Source organism: Phenylobacterium sp. 58.2.17, from assembly GCF_026411515.1.
Lineage (GTDB): Bacteria > Pseudomonadota > Alphaproteobacteria > Caulobacterales > Caulobacteraceae > Phenylobacterium.
Map to the genome: position 1 here is coordinate 1 of NZ_JAPMTQ010000063.1, position 15215 is coordinate 15215.

At 70.0% G+C, this 15215-nt stretch carries 17 protein-coding genes; 4 read left to right on the forward strand and 13 right to left on the reverse strand.

Features of this window, described 5'->3' with window-relative positions; genetic code table 11:
* Positions 1-61 precede the first annotated feature (61 nt).
* A complete protein-coding gene (locus OUA97_RS21750; protein ID WP_267234184.1) occupies positions 62-1564 on the reverse strand; it encodes a flavin-containing monooxygenase in 1503 nt (500 codons plus the stop codon).
* A 208-nt stretch (positions 1565-1772) separates the two neighbouring features.
* On the opposite strand from OUA97_RS21750, the gene OUA97_RS21755 reads away from it, so the two are divergent.
* Complete coding sequence (locus OUA97_RS21755) at positions 1773-2567, forward strand: SDR family oxidoreductase (protein WP_267234185.1); 795 nt, start codon at positions 1773-1775, stop codon at positions 2565-2567.
* 5 nt (positions 2568-2572) lie between these two features.
* Here OUA97_RS21755 and OUA97_RS21760 read toward each other — a convergent pair whose 3' ends face one another.
* On the reverse strand, positions 2573-3055 hold the full coding sequence (locus OUA97_RS21760) for a group III truncated hemoglobin (RefSeq protein ID WP_267234186.1): 483 nt from the start codon (positions 3053-3055) through the stop codon (positions 2573-2575).
* A gap of 288 nt (positions 3056-3343) precedes the next feature.
* Between OUA97_RS21760 and OUA97_RS21765 the strand changes: the two genes are divergently transcribed.
* Entirely contained in the window at positions 3344-4141 is a 798-nt protein-coding gene (locus tag OUA97_RS21765) for an outer membrane protein (RefSeq protein ID WP_267234187.1), read from the forward strand.
* A gap of 58 nt (positions 4142-4199) precedes the next feature.
* Here OUA97_RS21765 and OUA97_RS21770 read toward each other — a convergent pair whose 3' ends face one another.
* The 3 genes from OUA97_RS21770 to OUA97_RS21780 form a co-directional block, all read right to left on the reverse strand.
* Positions 4200-5324: a hypothetical protein gene (locus OUA97_RS21770; RefSeq protein ID WP_267234188.1), complete on the reverse strand. Its 1125-nt coding sequence runs from the start codon at positions 5322-5324 to the stop codon at positions 4200-4202.
* Between the two features lie 105 nt (positions 5325-5429).
* Positions 5430-5618 (reverse strand): hypothetical protein, encoded by a 189-nt coding sequence (locus OUA97_RS21775; RefSeq protein ID WP_267234189.1) that lies wholly within the window; start codon positions 5616-5618, stop codon positions 5430-5432.
* A 217-nt stretch (positions 5619-5835) separates the two neighbouring features.
* Positions 5836-6600 carry a hypothetical protein gene (locus OUA97_RS21780; protein WP_267234190.1) on the reverse strand — a complete coding sequence of 255 codons (765 nt, stop codon included), beginning with the start codon at positions 6598-6600 and terminating at the stop codon, positions 5836-5838.
* A 187-nt stretch (positions 6601-6787) separates the two neighbouring features.
* Here OUA97_RS21780 and OUA97_RS21785 point away from each other — a divergent pair, with 187 nt between their 5' ends.
* Positions 6788-7279, forward strand: a complete 492-nt coding sequence (locus OUA97_RS21785; RefSeq protein WP_267234191.1) for a pyridoxamine 5'-phosphate oxidase family protein — start codon at positions 6788-6790, stop codon at positions 7277-7279.
* A 230-nt stretch (positions 7280-7509) separates the two neighbouring features.
* Positions 7510-8223, forward strand: a complete 714-nt coding sequence (locus tag OUA97_RS21790; RefSeq protein ID WP_267234192.1) for a Crp/Fnr family transcriptional regulator — start codon at positions 7510-7512, stop codon at positions 8221-8223.
* Here OUA97_RS21790 and OUA97_RS21795 read toward each other — a convergent pair.
* The 8 genes from OUA97_RS21795 to OUA97_RS21830 all read right to left on the reverse strand — a co-directional run bounded on the left by OUA97_RS21795 (position 8220) and on the right by OUA97_RS21830 (position 15131).
* Positions 8220-8819, reverse strand: a complete 600-nt coding sequence (locus OUA97_RS21795) for a sensor histidine kinase (protein WP_267234193.1) — start codon at positions 8817-8819, stop codon at positions 8220-8222. The genes OUA97_RS21790 and OUA97_RS21795 overlap by 4 nt on opposite strands.
* 184 nt (positions 8820-9003) lie before the next feature.
* Positions 9004-9786, reverse strand: a complete 783-nt coding sequence (gene cobS / locus OUA97_RS21800) for an adenosylcobinamide-GDP ribazoletransferase (RefSeq protein ID WP_267234194.1) — start codon at positions 9784-9786, stop codon at positions 9004-9006.
* Positions 9783-10811 carry a nicotinate-nucleotide--dimethylbenzimidazole phosphoribosyltransferase gene (gene cobT / locus OUA97_RS21805; protein ID WP_267234195.1) on the reverse strand — a complete coding sequence of 343 codons (1029 nt, stop codon included), beginning with the start codon at positions 10809-10811 and terminating at the stop codon, positions 9783-9785. The genes cobS and cobT overlap by 4 nt, the downstream gene beginning before the upstream one ends.
* The gene (locus OUA97_RS21810) at positions 10808-12274 is read right to left on the reverse strand and encodes a cobyric acid synthase (RefSeq protein ID WP_267234196.1); all 1467 of its coding nucleotides are present in this window, start codon (positions 12272-12274) and stop codon (positions 10808-10810) included. Before OUA97_RS21810 ends, cobT begins: the two co-directional genes overlap by 4 nt.
* Positions 12262-13182, reverse strand: coding sequence for an adenosylcobinamide-phosphate synthase CbiB (cbiB, locus tag OUA97_RS21815; protein ID WP_267234197.1), 921 nt, complete (start codon positions 13180-13182; stop codon positions 12262-12264). Before cbiB ends, OUA97_RS21810 begins: the two co-directional genes overlap by 13 nt.
* The gene (locus tag OUA97_RS21820) at positions 13172-13948 is read right to left on the reverse strand and encodes an ABC transporter ATP-binding protein (protein WP_267234198.1); all 777 of its coding nucleotides are present in this window, start codon (positions 13946-13948) and stop codon (positions 13172-13174) included. The genes cbiB and OUA97_RS21820 overlap by 11 nt, the downstream gene beginning before the upstream one ends.
* Positions 13945-14922, reverse strand: a complete 978-nt coding sequence (locus tag OUA97_RS21825; RefSeq protein ID WP_267234199.1) for a FecCD family ABC transporter permease — start codon at positions 14920-14922, stop codon at positions 13945-13947. Before OUA97_RS21825 ends, OUA97_RS21820 begins: the two co-directional genes overlap by 4 nt.
* Positions 14919-15131 (reverse strand): hypothetical protein, encoded by a 213-nt coding sequence (locus tag OUA97_RS21830; protein ID WP_267234200.1) that lies wholly within the window; start codon positions 15129-15131, stop codon positions 14919-14921. Before OUA97_RS21830 ends, OUA97_RS21825 begins: the two co-directional genes overlap by 4 nt.
* Between the last annotated feature and the right edge of the window lie 84 nt (positions 15132-15215).

The window sequence follows — 15215 nt, forward strand, 5'->3', positions numbered from 1 at the left end:
CCCCCCCCCCCCCCCCCCCCCCCCCCCCCCCCCCCCCCCCCCCCCCCCCCCCGCGGCCGGATCAACCGTAGACGAGGGCTGGTTCGTCGAGGTCCACCTTCGGCAGTTCGTCCTTTTCGCTCCAGTAGTCCTGGGTGTGGCGCCACTCCGGCTTGGGGAGGCTCTTGGGCAGCAGGTGCATGCCGCGCATCAGGTAGCCGGGGTTGAAGTTGTCCGGATCGATCCAGGGCTGCAGCTCGTCGGACTGATCCTCGGGCCGCAGGGCGGGGACCACCGACTTGTAGCCCTTGTCCTGCATGTGGCCGAGCAGCCGGGCCACGAAGTCGCCCATCAGGTCGGCGCGCAGGGTCCAGGAAGCGCGGAAGTAGCCGAACACCCAGGCCAAGTTGGGCACGCCGGTGAACATCATGCCGCGATAGGTGACGCTCTGCGACCAGTCGACCGGCTTGCCGTTCACCTGGAACGGGATGTCGCCCATGACGGAAAGGTCGAAGCCGGTGGCGCTGATGACGATGTCGGCCTTCAGCTCCTCGCCGGACTTCAGCAGGATGCCGTTCTCGGTGAAACGCTCGATCTCGTCGGTGACCACCGAGGCCTTGCCCGAGGCGATGCCGCGGAACAGGTCGCCGTCCGGAATGAAGGCGATGCGCTGGCGCCAGGGGCGGTAGCTGGGGGTGAAGTGCTTGTCGATGTCGAACTGGTCGCCCAGGAACATCCGCACGCCGCCGAGCAGCTCGGCCTTGACGGCCTCGGTCTCCTCGATCGCCCGCTTGGTGAAGGCGGCCCCGTCGAACAGGCGCTTGCGGCGGACGATCTCGTGGACCCAGGTCTCGTCGACTTCGAGCTGGCGCAGAGTGTCCGCCAGTTCATCGACGTTGCGGCCGGGAATGAACCAGGTCGGCGAGCGCTGCAGCAGGGTCACGTGCGCGGTCTGATCGGCGATGTTCGGCACCAGGGTCGCGGCGGTGGCGCCCGAGCCGATGACGATGACGTTCTTGCCCTTCAGGTCGATGTCGTCGGGCCAGGTCTGCGGGTGAACGATGCGGCCCTTGAAGTCGGCCATGCCTTCCCATTGCGGCGTGTAGCCCTGGTCGTGCTTGTAGTAGCCCTGGCACATGAAAAGGAAGTTGGTGGTGAACTGGGTCGTGGTCCCGTCGGTGCGGGTGACGTCGACGGTCCAGAGGTTGTCTTCGCCCGACCAGCTGGCATTGGTGATCTTGTGGCCGTAGCGGATGTGCTGGGCGAGGTGGTTCTCGTCGATGACCTCGTTCATGTAGCTGAGGATCTCGGCGGCGGTGGCGATCGGCGCGCCGGTCCAGGGCTTGAAGCGATAGCCGAAGGTGTAGAGGTCGCTGTCCGAACGGATGCCCGGATACTTGTGCGTCACCCAGGTGCCGCCGAAGGTGTCCTTGCTTTCCAGAACCACGAAGCTGGTTCCCGGCCGCTGGGTCTGCAGATGATAGGCCGCGCCGACGCCGGAGATCCCGGCCCCGACGATGAGGACGTCGAAATGCTGGACGGCGGCGGCGGCCGGACGCTCGGCGATCATGTCGGTGGCGGTCATCTGTTTCCTTGCCCTGGGTGAGACCGCTCGTGGCGGCTTCTAACTTATCGATGATAATGAACAAGCTGCGGACTTCGCGTCAAGCGGCTGCGTGACGCAGGACAAACCGATTTTTCGAAGTTGAGGCTCCGTGGGGTCAGGCTTTCGCCGTCGCCGCCGGCGGCGCTAAGCTCGTCGCCAACCAAGGGACGGAACAAGGAAGAGCAGCATGACCCAGGAACTGGCGGGCAAGACGGCGTTCGTGGCGGGCGGATCGAGCGGGATCAACCTGGGGATCGCCAAGCGGTTCGCCGCGGCCGGCGCCAAGGTCGCGATCATCAGCCGCAGCCCGGAGAAGATCGAAGCGGCCGCCAAGGAAGTCGCCGCCTTCGGCCCCTGCATCGGCATGGCCGCCGACGTGCGCGACTATTCGGCGGTCGAGGCGGCGCTGAAACGCACCCACGACGAACTGGGACCGATCGACATTGTGCTGTCGGGGGCGGCCGGCAACTTCGTGGCCCCGGCCCTGGGCATGAGCGCCAACGGCTTCAAGACGGTGGTCGACATCGACCTGATCGGCACCTTCAACGTGCTGCGCGCCTCGTTCGAATTCCTCAACCGGCCGGGCGCCTCGCTGATCTCGATCACCGCCGGCCAGGCCGAGCGCGCCTCGATGTACCAGGCTCACGTCTGCGCGGCGAAGGCCGGGATCAACATGCTGACCAAGTGCCTGGCGCTGGAGTGGGGCCCGGCCGGGGTGCGGGTCAACGCCATCTCCCCCGGGCCGATCGCCGACACCGAGGGCATGGCCCGCCTGGCGCCGACGCCGGAGGCCGAGGCCCGCGTCACCGGCCGCAATCCGATGCGCCGCTATGGCCAGAAGGACGAGATCGCCGACATGGCCATCTTCCTGTCGACCGATAAGGCGGCCTATGTGAACGGCGCGATCATTCCGGTCGACGGCGGCAGCGGCGTCGGCGACGCCAGCGGCAACGCGCTGGGGAACTACGCGGCGGTCTACTGAACCGCTTACGGGGCGACTGACGCCCGATCCTCGGCCGGCCGATAGAACATGCCGAGCTTGAAGCTCTCGGCGATGCGGCCGGCTCTCGCCTGCAGCGCCTGGGCGATCGGCGGGACATAGGTCTCGTCGGTCGCCTCCTTCCACAACGCCAGCCAACGGTCGAACATCGGCGGGGTGATCGGCTGGCGCATGTGCTTGGCCATCGGCCGGCCGGTGAAGCGCCCGACCCCGAGCAGGCCCGCGGCCCAGAACTGAGCGATGTGGTCCAGGTGATGGTCCCAGTCGTCGATGGCGGCGTTGAACACCGGACCGATCAACGCGTCCTCACGCGCGCGGCCGTAGAAGCGGCCGACCAGCTCGCGCAGGTTCTCGGGCGTCACTTGCGTATGCATGACCGCCAGATAGGGCGCGGGGCGCAGCTTCGATAGTCCGGAATTGTCCTGGGGCGCGGCGGCGGCGAGCGCCCCGCCGCAAGCGTCCGGTTTCATTCGACATCAAACGACCGATCCGTACGGTTTTTCGCAGCCGAGGCCGGCGCGGACTTGCGCAACGGCCGGCGCGGGCGCGTCGAACCGGCGGCTTTCGAGGCCGAAACTTGCCGTTTGGGCGCCGGCCATAGGTCGGCGAAATTGCATTTCAAGGGGCCCGGCGCGGACTGTGACTGACCGGTCACACCACTCGCAGACCGGTGAAATGCAAGGGGTTCAACCATTGTGACGGCGGCATGACAGGCATAGCTGGGGTCCAGTGTTTCAAGCCCAAAAGGGGACAAGAACGTGAAGACCCAACTGATCGCGACGGCCGCTGCGGCCGCCTTTTTCGCGCTGACCGGCGCCGCCCAAGCCCAGACCGTCGGCCATGTCGGCGCCAACTATAGCCGCGCCGAAATCGACGCCGGCGCGCTCGGCGACACCGACGCCGACGTGTTCCAAGGCGAAGGCGCGGTGGCGTTCGACGTCGGTTCGTCGCTGCGCGGCGCCGTCGATGGTTCGGTGACGAACTTTGACGCCGACGGCGGCGACGCCACCACCTGGGCCGTGACCGGCCACCTGAACAAGACCTTCGAAGGCGGCCTGGCCGGCGGCTTCGTCGGCGTCAACAAGAGCGACGACGTGACCCTGTGGGGCGTCGGCGCCGAAGCGCAGTTCAACGTCTCGCCGAAGACCACCCTGTACGGCCAAGTCGGCTACGGCCAGTCGGACGACCTCGACGACGTGGACTTCTGGGCCGGCCGCGCCGAGCTGCGCTACTTCGTGACCGACAACTTCAAGCTCCAGGGCTCGGCCGGCTACACCAAGGCTGACGCCAAGGGCGGCGACCTCGACATCTGGAACGTCGGCGCCGACGCCGAGTACCAGTTCGCGGGCACCCCGTGGAGCGTGACCGGCGCCTACGAGCACGGCGAAATGGACGACGCGGACCTGAAGGCCGACATCTTCAAGGTCGGTCTGCGCTACACCTTCGGCGGCAGCCTGCGCGACCGCGACCAGGCCGGCGCGTCGCTGGGTTCGACCACGAACCTGTTCGGCGGCGCCCTGGGCCAGAGCGTGATCGCCGCCACCGGCGCGTTCTAAGCCCGACGCTCCAGATCGGACGCAAGAGCGCTCCCGGCTTCGGCCGGGGGCGCTTTTTTCATGCGTGGTGCAGCGGCTCGACGGCGACCGTGTTCAGGCTGGCCTCGAAGTCCATGAAGATGTCGATCAGTTCGTCGACGGCGATCCGCGGCAACTGGCCGGCCGGGAAGCGGAACCGCCAGAAGCTGGCGACGTGCTCGATGGCCGACAGCCGCTCGCCCAGACTGGAGAACATCGCCGGCGCGCGCAGCAGGAAATCGCGAAACGCCATCGGCTCGCTGCGCTGGGTCAAGGCCGCATAGGCGGTGTCGTAGGCGGCCAGGGACTCGGTCACCGCCCCGCTCGCCGCGAAGATCCAGCCGCGCAGGTCCTTCTTGATGCGGGTGATGTAGACCCGGTCGTCGGGCTCCATCGCCCCGACCGGACGGATGACCGAGATCTCGTCGACCACCTTGCGGATCCGCGGCAGCAGGTCGCGCAGCTGCCATTTGTAGTAGAGGAAGGCCTTCCAACAGAACACGCCCTCGCGGAACTGCTGGGCGTCCATGTTCATCACCCGACGTAGCGGTTCGAGCTCGGCGCTGCCGGCGTCCGACAGCAGCTTCGAGAGCAGGGTCGCCGACTTGGCCGCAAACGCGTGGCCATCGCCGAACGACATGCGCACCAGGGGCTCCAGCTCCAGCCGCGCGGAGGCCGACATCCGCTCGACGTCGCCATCGGAGAGGTTGAAGTAGCAGGCGGCCGGACTGAAGCCGTTGGTCTTCAGGCTCTCGCGCATCAGGAACGGATCGAGCGAGGGCAGGCTGGAGATGATGTCGAGCACCAGCCGGTCGCGGGAGCCGCGCCGCAGGTCTTCGGCGAACGAGGCGGCGGCCACGTCCTCGAAGTCGCGCTGGCCGACGAACAGGAAGCGCGCGCCATAGCGCAGTTCGCGTTCAGCGATCGGAAGCAGGATCTTGGTCGCCGTCTGCACCGGATAGTCGAACAGGTCGGCCTCGCTGCCACGCACCCGGTGCTTGAGGATCATCGCGCGGTTCAGCAGCGCGTTGCGGAAGAACGGGTTCTCCTGGTGCTCGGGCTTGGCGCCCTCACGCTGGGCGATCTGCCAGAGATTGAGCACGCGAGAAGTCGCGGCGCTTTTCCTCAGATACTCGAGGCTGCGATAGGTACGGTCACGCGACACGGTTAATCCCCCAGACTCCGCGTCGTAGGATCGCCCGCGGTCCTCTTCAAGGCGCAATCAACAATTGCAACGATGCATGCAGCCGCCCGCCAGCGGGTGGAGCGGTCAGATGCGGACGTCGAAGGTTCGGCCTTCTTCGCGGCTCTCAAGCGGGCGGCTGGGCACGACCCGGGCCTCGTCGGCGAACCCAAGGTCCTGGAGGGTCTTGGCCAGATGCGTGGCCGCCAACTGGGTCATCGGCGCGGCGCGGGCCCAGAGCCCCTCTCCCAGGAAGTGAAACTCCACCTTGAACATCGGACGACCTTTCTAGTCGTGACGCACGGGGAAGCTTGCGCCCGCATGGTTAGCGAGACGTTAAATATATGGCAGTTCCGCGAACTTTGTTCGCTGAACATCCTTGGCGTGGCTCGCGCGACACATGTGGAAAGGGCCCGGCCGCCGGCCGAGCCCCTTGCAGCGCGCCGAATTCACGGCGCGCCGACAGTTGAACATGCTCGACGCGCGCGGCGCCTTAGGCCTGCTGCTTCGCCCCAAGCGGCAGCGGCATCGGGGCGCCGGGCGGGCGGCCGATCCATATCTGGCCCGAGCGGGCCATGACCTCGCCCGCGCCGTCGAACAGCGCGACCCCCGCGAAGTGCTTGCGGCCCTCGACCTCGCGGGCCCAGGCGACGACGACGTAGGACTCGCCCGCCTTCGGCTTGCGCAGGACTTCGCCGGCCATGGTGCCGAGCAGCCCGACCGGCGAGCCGGACTTGATCCACCAGGCCATCGAGCCCGAGCAGTCGAGCGCGCCCCAGGTCACCTCGTCGGGAATGCTTCCGTCAGCGTCGGCGAAGTTGGCGTGCGGGGTCCAGACCCCGGCGCAGTGGCCGGCCGGTGCGCCGTCGATCTGGCCGACGAACACGCCCAGGCCCTCGCCGGCCTCGCGCTCGACGCAGCAAGAGAAGCAGCCGCGGTGCAGCGAGCGGCTCGCGAACGGCGAGGCCGCGCCAAAGGCGCGGGCCTCTTCGAGGGTAGGCGGCGCCGGCGGCGGATTGGGAATCTGGCTGTCATCGGCCGGACGGGCCGAGCCAAGGACGGCGCCCTCGGCGTTGACCAGCAGCACGCCTTCACCGTCGCCGGGGGTCAGGCTGACCGCGGTGTCGAGCGGCACGCCCGCGCGCAGCATCGCCACGCCGCGCCCACCGACCGCGCCGGCGAGCAAGCCGCAGATGTAGCCGCCATTGGCCGTGAAGGGAGGTCCCCGAAATTGGCGGGGAACGACGATCTCGCTCATCGAAATGATCTCAACTTTGAATCGGCAGTCGAAAGAATTCGAACATCATGGCCCAGGCGGCCGCGTCCTGGGAAGCGTGACGCAAGGGAAAGGAGTCGGAACCGCGGCTGTGATTTCGGGTTCAAGCTAGGGCGCGCCGAGTCCGATTGGACGATCGACGCCCGTTTGAACCGTCGCAGGAGCCGTCATGAGCATCGACATGAACGACCGCGCCGCCGTTGAACATAGGCTGTGGGACGACATCGAGCGCCACCAGACCGGAATGTTGGGCCTGGCCGAAGAGACCGCCCTTCAGCCGATGACCGCCTTCGTGGAACGCGAAGGAGAACGGCTATGGTTCTTCGCCCGCAGCGACACTGAACTGGCCCGCCGCATCGGCCAGGGCCGCGAGGGCATGTTCGTGTTCCAGCAACGTGACCTGCAGGCGACGATTACCGGCCACCTGAGCGTGAAACGCGACGAGGCGCGGATCGCCAAGTACTGGAACGCGGTGGTCGCGGCCTGGCATCCGCACGGCAAGAGCGACCCGCGCCTGACGCTGATCTGCCTGGACGCGCGCGACGCCGCGGTGTGGTGCTCGCAGGCCGGACCGGTGACCTTCGCCTGGGAGATCGCCATGGCCAACGCTCGAAAGCACGAGCCGCACCTGGGCGGACGGGCGAACCTGCACTTCCATTGAGGCGCCATGGCCGCCCCGGCCAGGACGATACGGTTATACTTCAGTCCAATCTGAAGTTTCCAAGAACGGCGGTCTATATTCACCAGTTCTCGACATCTGTTTTCATCCGGCCGCCGTACGACCGTAAAGTTGTGTCGAGTTCACGACAGTCACAAAGCTGCGCACGGACTAGGTTAACGACAAGCCGCAAGGCGACCCTTGATTCTCCGCTGCGAAGGTCTCCGAGTTCAGTGCAAAACCGCTTACTCGCCGCACTGCCTCCGGAGGACTACGGCCTGCTGGCGCCGCACCTCACCCACATGGACCTGGAGCGTGCGCGCCTGTTGTACGATCCGGGCGACCGGATCGACGTCGTCTACTTCCCTCACGACGGCGTCATCTCGATGATGACCTTGATGGAGAACGGCGCGGCGATCGAGAGCGCCACTATCGGCTGGGAAGGCGCGGTCGGGTTGTCGGCGGCGGCGGCCCCGCGCCATTCGCTTTCGCGGGCGATCGTGCAGACCCCCTGCCGCTGTTCGCGCATCGGCTCGAGCCAGCTGCACGAGGCCTGGGCCAAAAGCCCGCGCATTCGCGAGATGGTCGACCGCCACGGCGAGGCGCTGCTGGCGCACACCACCCAGTCCGCGGCCTGCAACGCACTGCATTCGGTCGAGGCCCGGTTCTGCCGCTGGCTGTTGACCTGCCATGACCGGATTTCGACCGACACCGTGGCGCTGACTCAGGAGTTCCTGGCCGACATGCTGGGGGTGCAGCGCACGACGGTGACCGCCGTCGCCCGCAGCCTGCAGGACAAGGGCTGGATCCGCTATCGCCGGGGCATCGTCGATATCGTCGACCGCGACGGCCTGCAGTCGGCGACCTGCGAGTGCTACGAGGCGGTCCGCCGCCAGTACGAACGGCTGGCGCCGCCCCCGCCGCGGGCCGAGGCGGGCCGCGCCTAGAGGGAAAACAGCAGCTGGGCGCAGACCCCGTCGCGGGTGTCCAACTTCAGCTCGCCGCGGACCTGGGCCGCCAGGCTGCGGACGAACCACAGGCCGAACCGCTCGCGCCCGCTCGGCGAGGACGGATCGAAGCCCCTGCCATGATCACGAACCACCAGTTGGTAGCGCTCGCCGTCCTCGGCCCTCGACAGGCTGACCTCGACCTGGCCGGGCTCGCCCTCCGGATAAGCGTGGGCCAGGGCGTTGGAGACCAGCTCGTGCACGATCAGCGCCAGGGTGGAGGCGGCCTGGTCGGGGACGACGACCGGCTCCATCGCCACAGCCACCTCGATCGGCGCGGCGGTGTGGCGGCGACGCCAGACGGGAGCCATCTCCAGCAGGTAGGCCTGGAAGTCGACGCCGCCTTCGCGGCGATGGCGCTCCAGCGCGCCGAGCGCACCGATCGCGTCGGCCATCCAGACCAGCTGGCGGCGGGCCTCAGGTTCGGCCGTGCGCTGGCCACGCATGCGGGCCAGGGCGGAAATGAGCTGGAAGGTGTTGGCGGCGCGGTGGCGCATCTCCGCCGCCCGGACGTCGTCCTGGCCATCGTCCGTCATGGTCTCGCTCGACGCCCCACGTCCTCGCACCCTAAGATGAGTATTGTCGCATCCGAGCACGCCGTTTCGGCGCTTAGCGACAGTTGTCTTAAGGACTCACACAGCATGAACTACAGTATGCGGCGCCCAGGCGCCGCGAAAGCTGAATAGTTCGCGCTCAGGTGGAGCAATCTGATCGCGATTCTCAGCGTTCGGAAACCGGCCAAGCCAGGGCGGCGGCGACGCCCAGCGTAAAGCCAAGCTCGAAAACCTGCTCGATCGCCCCCAGCACGTCGCCGGTGTAGCCGCCCAGCAGCCGGCGGGCGACGAGGACCAGGACCAGCGCCAGCAGGGCGCCGGCCAACAGACCCTGGAACACCACCCCGGCCGGGGACAGAGCCAGCGGCAGAGCCGCAAAGGTCAGGGCGGCCAGCACCTCCCAGAAGCCGAGGTCGGAGGGCGCCGGCTTCCACTTGCCGCCGTCGACGTCGCGCACATAGGCCAGGGCGCGCATGGTCAGCACCGAGGCCCCGCGGCCGCCGGCATGGGCGGCGACCAGAGTCCAGGCGCCGAGGCCCGCCGGCAGGGTGGCCAGGGCCGAGACCTTGGTCGCCAGCACCAGGCCCAGGGCGAGCGCGCCGTAGGTCCCAATGCGGCTGTCCTTCATGATTTCCAGGCGGCGCTCGGGCGTGCCGCCGCCGCCGAGGCCGTCGGCGGTGTCGGCCAGGCCGTCCTCGTGGAAGGCGCCGGTGAGCAGAACGCCCGCCCCGATCGCCAGCAGGGCCGGCAGCGCCCCGCTCCAGAGCTGGGAGGCGGCCCAGAACACCGCAGCGCAGACGCCGCCGACCAGCAGGCCGACCAGCGGGAAATAGCGGGCGCTGCGCGAGATCCAGTCCGGCTCAAAGCCGGAGAGCGTCGGCGTCGGCAGGCGAGTGAGGAACTGGACCGCGCAGAGAAACAGCCGCAGCTGGCGGGCGGCGAAGCTCACAGGCGGCCGGCCAGCACGTCGTCGAGGCTTGCGACCTCGCGCAACAGGGCCGCGGCGGCGCGGACCATCGGCAGGGCCAGCAGCGCGCCGGTCCCCTCGCCCAGCCGCATCGAAAGGTCCAGTAGCGGATCGGCCCCGGCCGCCGCCAGCACGACGGCGTGCCCCTTCTCGGCCGAGCGATGGGTGAAGATGCAGAAATCGGCGCAGGCCGGGTCGAGCCGGATCGCCGCCAGCGCGGCGGTCGAGGCGATGAAGCCGTCGATCAGCACCGGCGTCCGCGCCGCCGCCGCGCCAAGGATCGCCCCGGCCATGGCGATGATCTCCAGCCCGCCGAACTGCGCCAGCACCTCGCGCGGGTCGGTCGCATCGCTGCGGGCCGCCGCGGCGGCCAGCACCGCGTGCTTGCGGGCCAGGCCCTGCGGGTCGTGGCCGGCGCCCAGGCCGATGCAGTCGGCCAGCGGCGCGGGGGCCAGGCGGTGCAGGACCAGGGCGGCGCTGGCGCTGTTGCCGATGCCCATCTCGCCGACCGCCAGCACCTGCACGCCGTCGGCCTCGACGGCGTTGCGGGCGATGGCGCCGCCGCGGGCCAGGGCGCTCTCCACCTCGGCGGGCGTCAGGGCCGGGCCACGCTCTGCGTTGCGCGTGCCCTTGCGGACCTTGGCGTCGATCAACGCCGGATGCGGCGGCAGGTCGGCGTCGACGCCGGCGTCGACGACCATCACACGTGCGCCGACCGCGCCGGCGAAGGCGTTGGCGCTGGCTTTGCCGGCCAGCAGGGTGGCGACCATCGCCGTGGTGACGGCCGAAGGATAGGCCGAGACGCCGGACTCGTTGAGGCCGTGGTCGCCGGCGAACACCAGCAGCAGCGCCTTGTCGAAGGTAGGGTCGGGCCGGCCGGCGATCAGCGCCAGGCGGACAGCGAGGTCCTCGACCTTGCCCAGGGCCCCCGGCGGCTTGGCCTTGCCGTCGACCACGGCGCGGAACGCCGCCTCCTGGCTGCGGTCGAGCGGAACGATCGGGGTCATGCGCGGGGCTCCAGGCCGGCGATGGCCGCCAGGCGGGGGATATCGAAGGAGGACTGCAGGACGGCGGCGATCTCGTCCAGCGCCGCGTCCACCCGCGCGATCTGGTCGAGGCCGTCGGACGCCGCGCCAAGCTCGGCCAGCAGCGACGCGCGCGCCTGGGCGCCGTCGAACAGGCCATGGACATAGGCCCCGGCGATCCTGCCGTCGGCCGAGACCGCGCCCTCGCCCGCCCCGTCTTCGCGGACCAGCAGCGGGCGCCGCAGACCGGGCCCGGTGGTGCGGCCGACGTGGATCTCGTAGCCGACGAACGGCGCGCCCGAGACGAGCCGGCCAGCGGCGGGGCGCAGCACCTTGTCGCCGGTCAGCACGGTCGCAACGTCGAGCAGACCAAGGCCCTCGGCCGCGCCGGGCGCCCCCTCGACGCCGTCGGGATCGGCGATGGAGCGTCCCAGCATCTGGAAGCCGCCGCAGATGCCCAGCACCCGACCGCCGCGGCGCACGTGGGCAGCAAGGTCGATGTCCCAGCCCTGGGCGCGCAGGAAGGCCAGGTCGGCGATGGTGGCCTTGGTTCCCGGCAGGATCACCAGGTCCGCGTCGCCGGGCAGCGGCGACCCGGGCGGCACGAAGCCGAACTCGACCTCGGGCTCGGCCCGCAGCGGGTCGAAATCGTCGAAGTTGGCAATCCGCGAAAGCATGGGCGCGACGATCTTGACCTTGCGGGCCGGCCCGGCGCCGCGCCGTTCCAGCACCACGGCGTCTTCGGCCGGCAGGCGGCGAGCCGCGGCCAGCCAGGGCGCCATGCCAAGATCGGCCCAGCCGGTGCGGCGGGCGATCTCGGCGCGGCCGTCGTCGAACAGGCTGGGGTCGCCGCGGAACTTGTTGATCAGGAAGCCGGCGATCATCTCGCGGTCCTCCGGCTCCAGCACCGTATGGGCGCCGACCAGGGCGGCGATCACGTGGCCGCGATCGATGTCGCCGACCAGCACCACCGGAACCTGGGCGGCGCGGGCGAAGCCCATATTGGCGATGTCGCCGGCGCGCAGGTTGGTCTCGGCGGGGCTGCCGGCCCCTTCGACGACCACCAAGTCGCTCTCGTCCTGCAGGGTGCGGAAGCTTTGCAGCACCACATCGAGCAGGGCGGCCTTGCGCGCCTGGTAGCCGCGAGCCTGCCAGGTCCCGGCCATCTGGCCGCGGACGACGAGCTGGGCGCCGACGTCGCTCTGCGGCTTGAGCAGGACCGGGTTCATGTCGACGGTGGCCAGGGTGCGGCAGGCGATGGCCTGCAAGGCCTGGGCGCGGCCGATCTCGCCGCCGTCGATGGTGACCGCGGCGTTGTTCGACATGTTCTGCGGCTTGAACGGGCGCACGCGCAGGCCCTGGTTGGCGAACACCCGGCAGAGGCCGGCTACCAGCACCGACTTGCCGACGTCCGAGCCGCATCCCTGGATCATCAACGCGGCCACAGCAGTCCTCCGACGGCGAGCGCGGCGGCGAGGACCGCGCAGGCGCGCAGATAGAGCCCAAGCCCCCGCTTCAGGTCCAGAGCCGACGGCCGCGGCCCGTCGCCGAAGCTCGGGCGGTCGTGGGGAACGCCGTCATAGCTGGCCGGGCCGCCGAGCCGCACGCCCAGCGCGCCGGCCATCGCCGCCTCGGGCCAGCCGGAATTGGGCGAGGCGTGGTTGGCGGCGTCGCGCAGCATGACCTTCCAGCCGCGGCCGGCGACGAGGGCGATCAAGCCGCCGGCGATGCGGGCCGGGATCAGGTTCATCAGGTCGTCGGTGCGCGCCGCGGCCCAGCCGAAGCAGCGATAGGGTTCCTCGCGGTGGCCGATCATGCTGTCGGCGGTGTTGACCGCCTTGTAGGCGAAGAGACCAGCGAGACCGAAGATCAGGAACCAGAACAGCGGCGCCACGACGCCGTCGTTGAAGCTTTCGGCCAGGCTCTCCAGGGCCGCGGCGGCGACGCCGGCTTCGTCCAGGGCGGCGGTGTCGCGGCCGACGATCATCGCCACGGCGGCGCGGGCGGCGGGTAGGTTCGTGTCAGGGTCCAGCGCCTTGCTGACCGCCCCCACGTGGTCGTAGAGGCTGCGGGCGGCGAGGCCCGTGGAGCCCAGCGCTATCGTCAGGATCAGCGCCCAGCCGTGCAGGAACCTGTCGATCCACCAGCCGGCGCCCCCGGCCAGGCCGGCGACGATCAGCAGGGTCAGGACCCCGCCCGCGCGGCGACGGACATCGCCGCCGCGGTTGAGGGCGGCCTCCAGCCGGCGAAGGGCCGCGCCGATCCAGACCACCGGATGGGGCACGCGCCGCGGATAGCCGAAGACGCCTTCGACCGCCGCAGCGGCCAGCACGATCCAGGGATCAGCCGCCACGCCCGACGATCTCGATCAGCGGGCCGCCCTGCCCCTCGACCACCCGGGCGCGGACGCCGTAGGCGCGGGCCATGACCTGTGGCGACAGCGCCTCGCCCGGCGGGCCGTCGGCCAGCACCTGGCCGGCCGCCATGACGATGACGCGGTCGGCGATGCGCGCGGCCAGCGACAGGTCGTGCAGGGTGACGATGACGCCCTTGCCCTGGTCGTGCGCGAGGCTGCGGAACAGTTCACCGGCGTCGAGCTGGTGACCGGGATCGAGGCCGGTCAGCGGTTCGTCGGCCAGCAGCCAATCGGGTTCGCCGGCCAGGGCGCGGGCGATCAGCACGCGGCCGCGCTCGCCGCCCGACAGGGTGGTGACGTCGCGGTCGGCCAGCTCGACCACGCCGGCGGCGGCCATGGCCCGGTCGATGGCTGCGGCGTCCTCGATCGACAGACCGCTGGAGCCGATGAACGGCGTGCGGCCGAGGCCCACCAGGATCCGCGCCTCGACCGCCCAGGCGACCTCCTGGGTCTGGGGCAGCACGCCGATGCGGCGGGCGCGGGCCCGAGGGGCCATGGCGATGACGTCGTCATGATCGAGGACGACCTGGCCCGCCTGCGGCCTGCGCAGACCGGCCAGGCAGCTGAGCAGGGTCGACTTGCCCGCGCCGTTGGGGCCGAGGATGGCGGTGACCGTCCCGCTGTCGAAGGCGGCGGTGACGCCGTCGACCACGGCCTTGCCGCCGAGGCGGACCTGGAGGTCGCGGGCTTGCAGGCGGCTCATGCGATCCTCCGGCGCAGGGAGAGCAGCAGGGCGAAGAAGAACGGCCCGCCCAGCACGGCCATGGCGACGCCGAGCTTCACCTCGCCGGCGGCGGGGGTCAGCCGCACCGCAATGTCGGCGGCGAGCACCAGCACCGCGCCGCCGAGCGCGCTGGGCCATAGCAGGCCGCCGGGCCGTGCGCCGACCAGCGGGCGCAGCAGGTGCGGTACGATCAGGCCGACAAAGCCGATGACCCCGGTGACCGCGACGCTGGCCCCGGCGGTGAAGGCGACGCCGAGGGCCAGCATCCAGCGCACCCGGCTCATATTGACGCCGAGCGAGCGGGCGCCGGTCTCGCCCAGGGTCAGGGCGTCGAGGCTGCGGCCGGTGGCCAGCAGCAGGAGACAGCCGAGCAGGATCAGCGGCAAGGCGGTCTGCACCTCGGGCAGGCTGCGGTCGGCGAGCGAGCCCATCAACCAGTTGACGATCTCGTTCACCGCCCAGGGATTGGGGGCCAGGCTCAGCGCCAGGGCGACGCCGGCGCCGGCCATGGTCTGCAGGATCACCCCGGCCAGGATGAAGGTGACGATGCTGGAGGCGCGGCCCGAGAGGGCCAGCAACAGGAACACCGCGGTCAGGGCCCCGAGCATGGCGAATGAAGTGATCACCCAGGGCTCGGCCGCGCCGGCCCCGAGATAGAGGGTCAGCACCGCGCCCAGCGCGCCCATCGAGGAGACGCCCAGGGCGCCGGGATCGGCCAGCGGATTGCGGGTGTAGCCCTGCATGGCGGCGCCGGCCATGCCCAGCGCCGCGCCGACCGCGACGGCCAGGATGGTGCGCGGCAGCCGCAGCTCGAAGATGATCGACCAGCGCGGATCGGCGGGGTTCATCCAGTCGGCCAGCGGCACCCAGACGCGGCCGGCGGCCATGCTGACCATGGACAGCAGCACCAGCAGGACGCCGAGGACGATGAGAGTCGTGCGTCTCTTGCTCATGCACGCGCTCCACGCTTGGCGAGGGCGGCCTCGCGGGCCTGGGCCAGCATGCGGGCGGTCTCGATGAGGACCGGGCCGCCGCAGAAGGTCAGCTGCTGGGGGAAGGTCGCGCGGTGCATGCGGGTCGCGACCCGCGACAGGGCCGGATGGGTGAGGACGCGGTCGGCCCAGGTCGGGGCGCCGGGCTCGGCCTCGCCGGCCAGCAGCACGTCCGGCGGATCCTGTCTCTTATAAAAATATCCGAGCCCACCAGACTAGCCTCATGATGTGGGTTTTCGGGTTGTGGGTGGAAA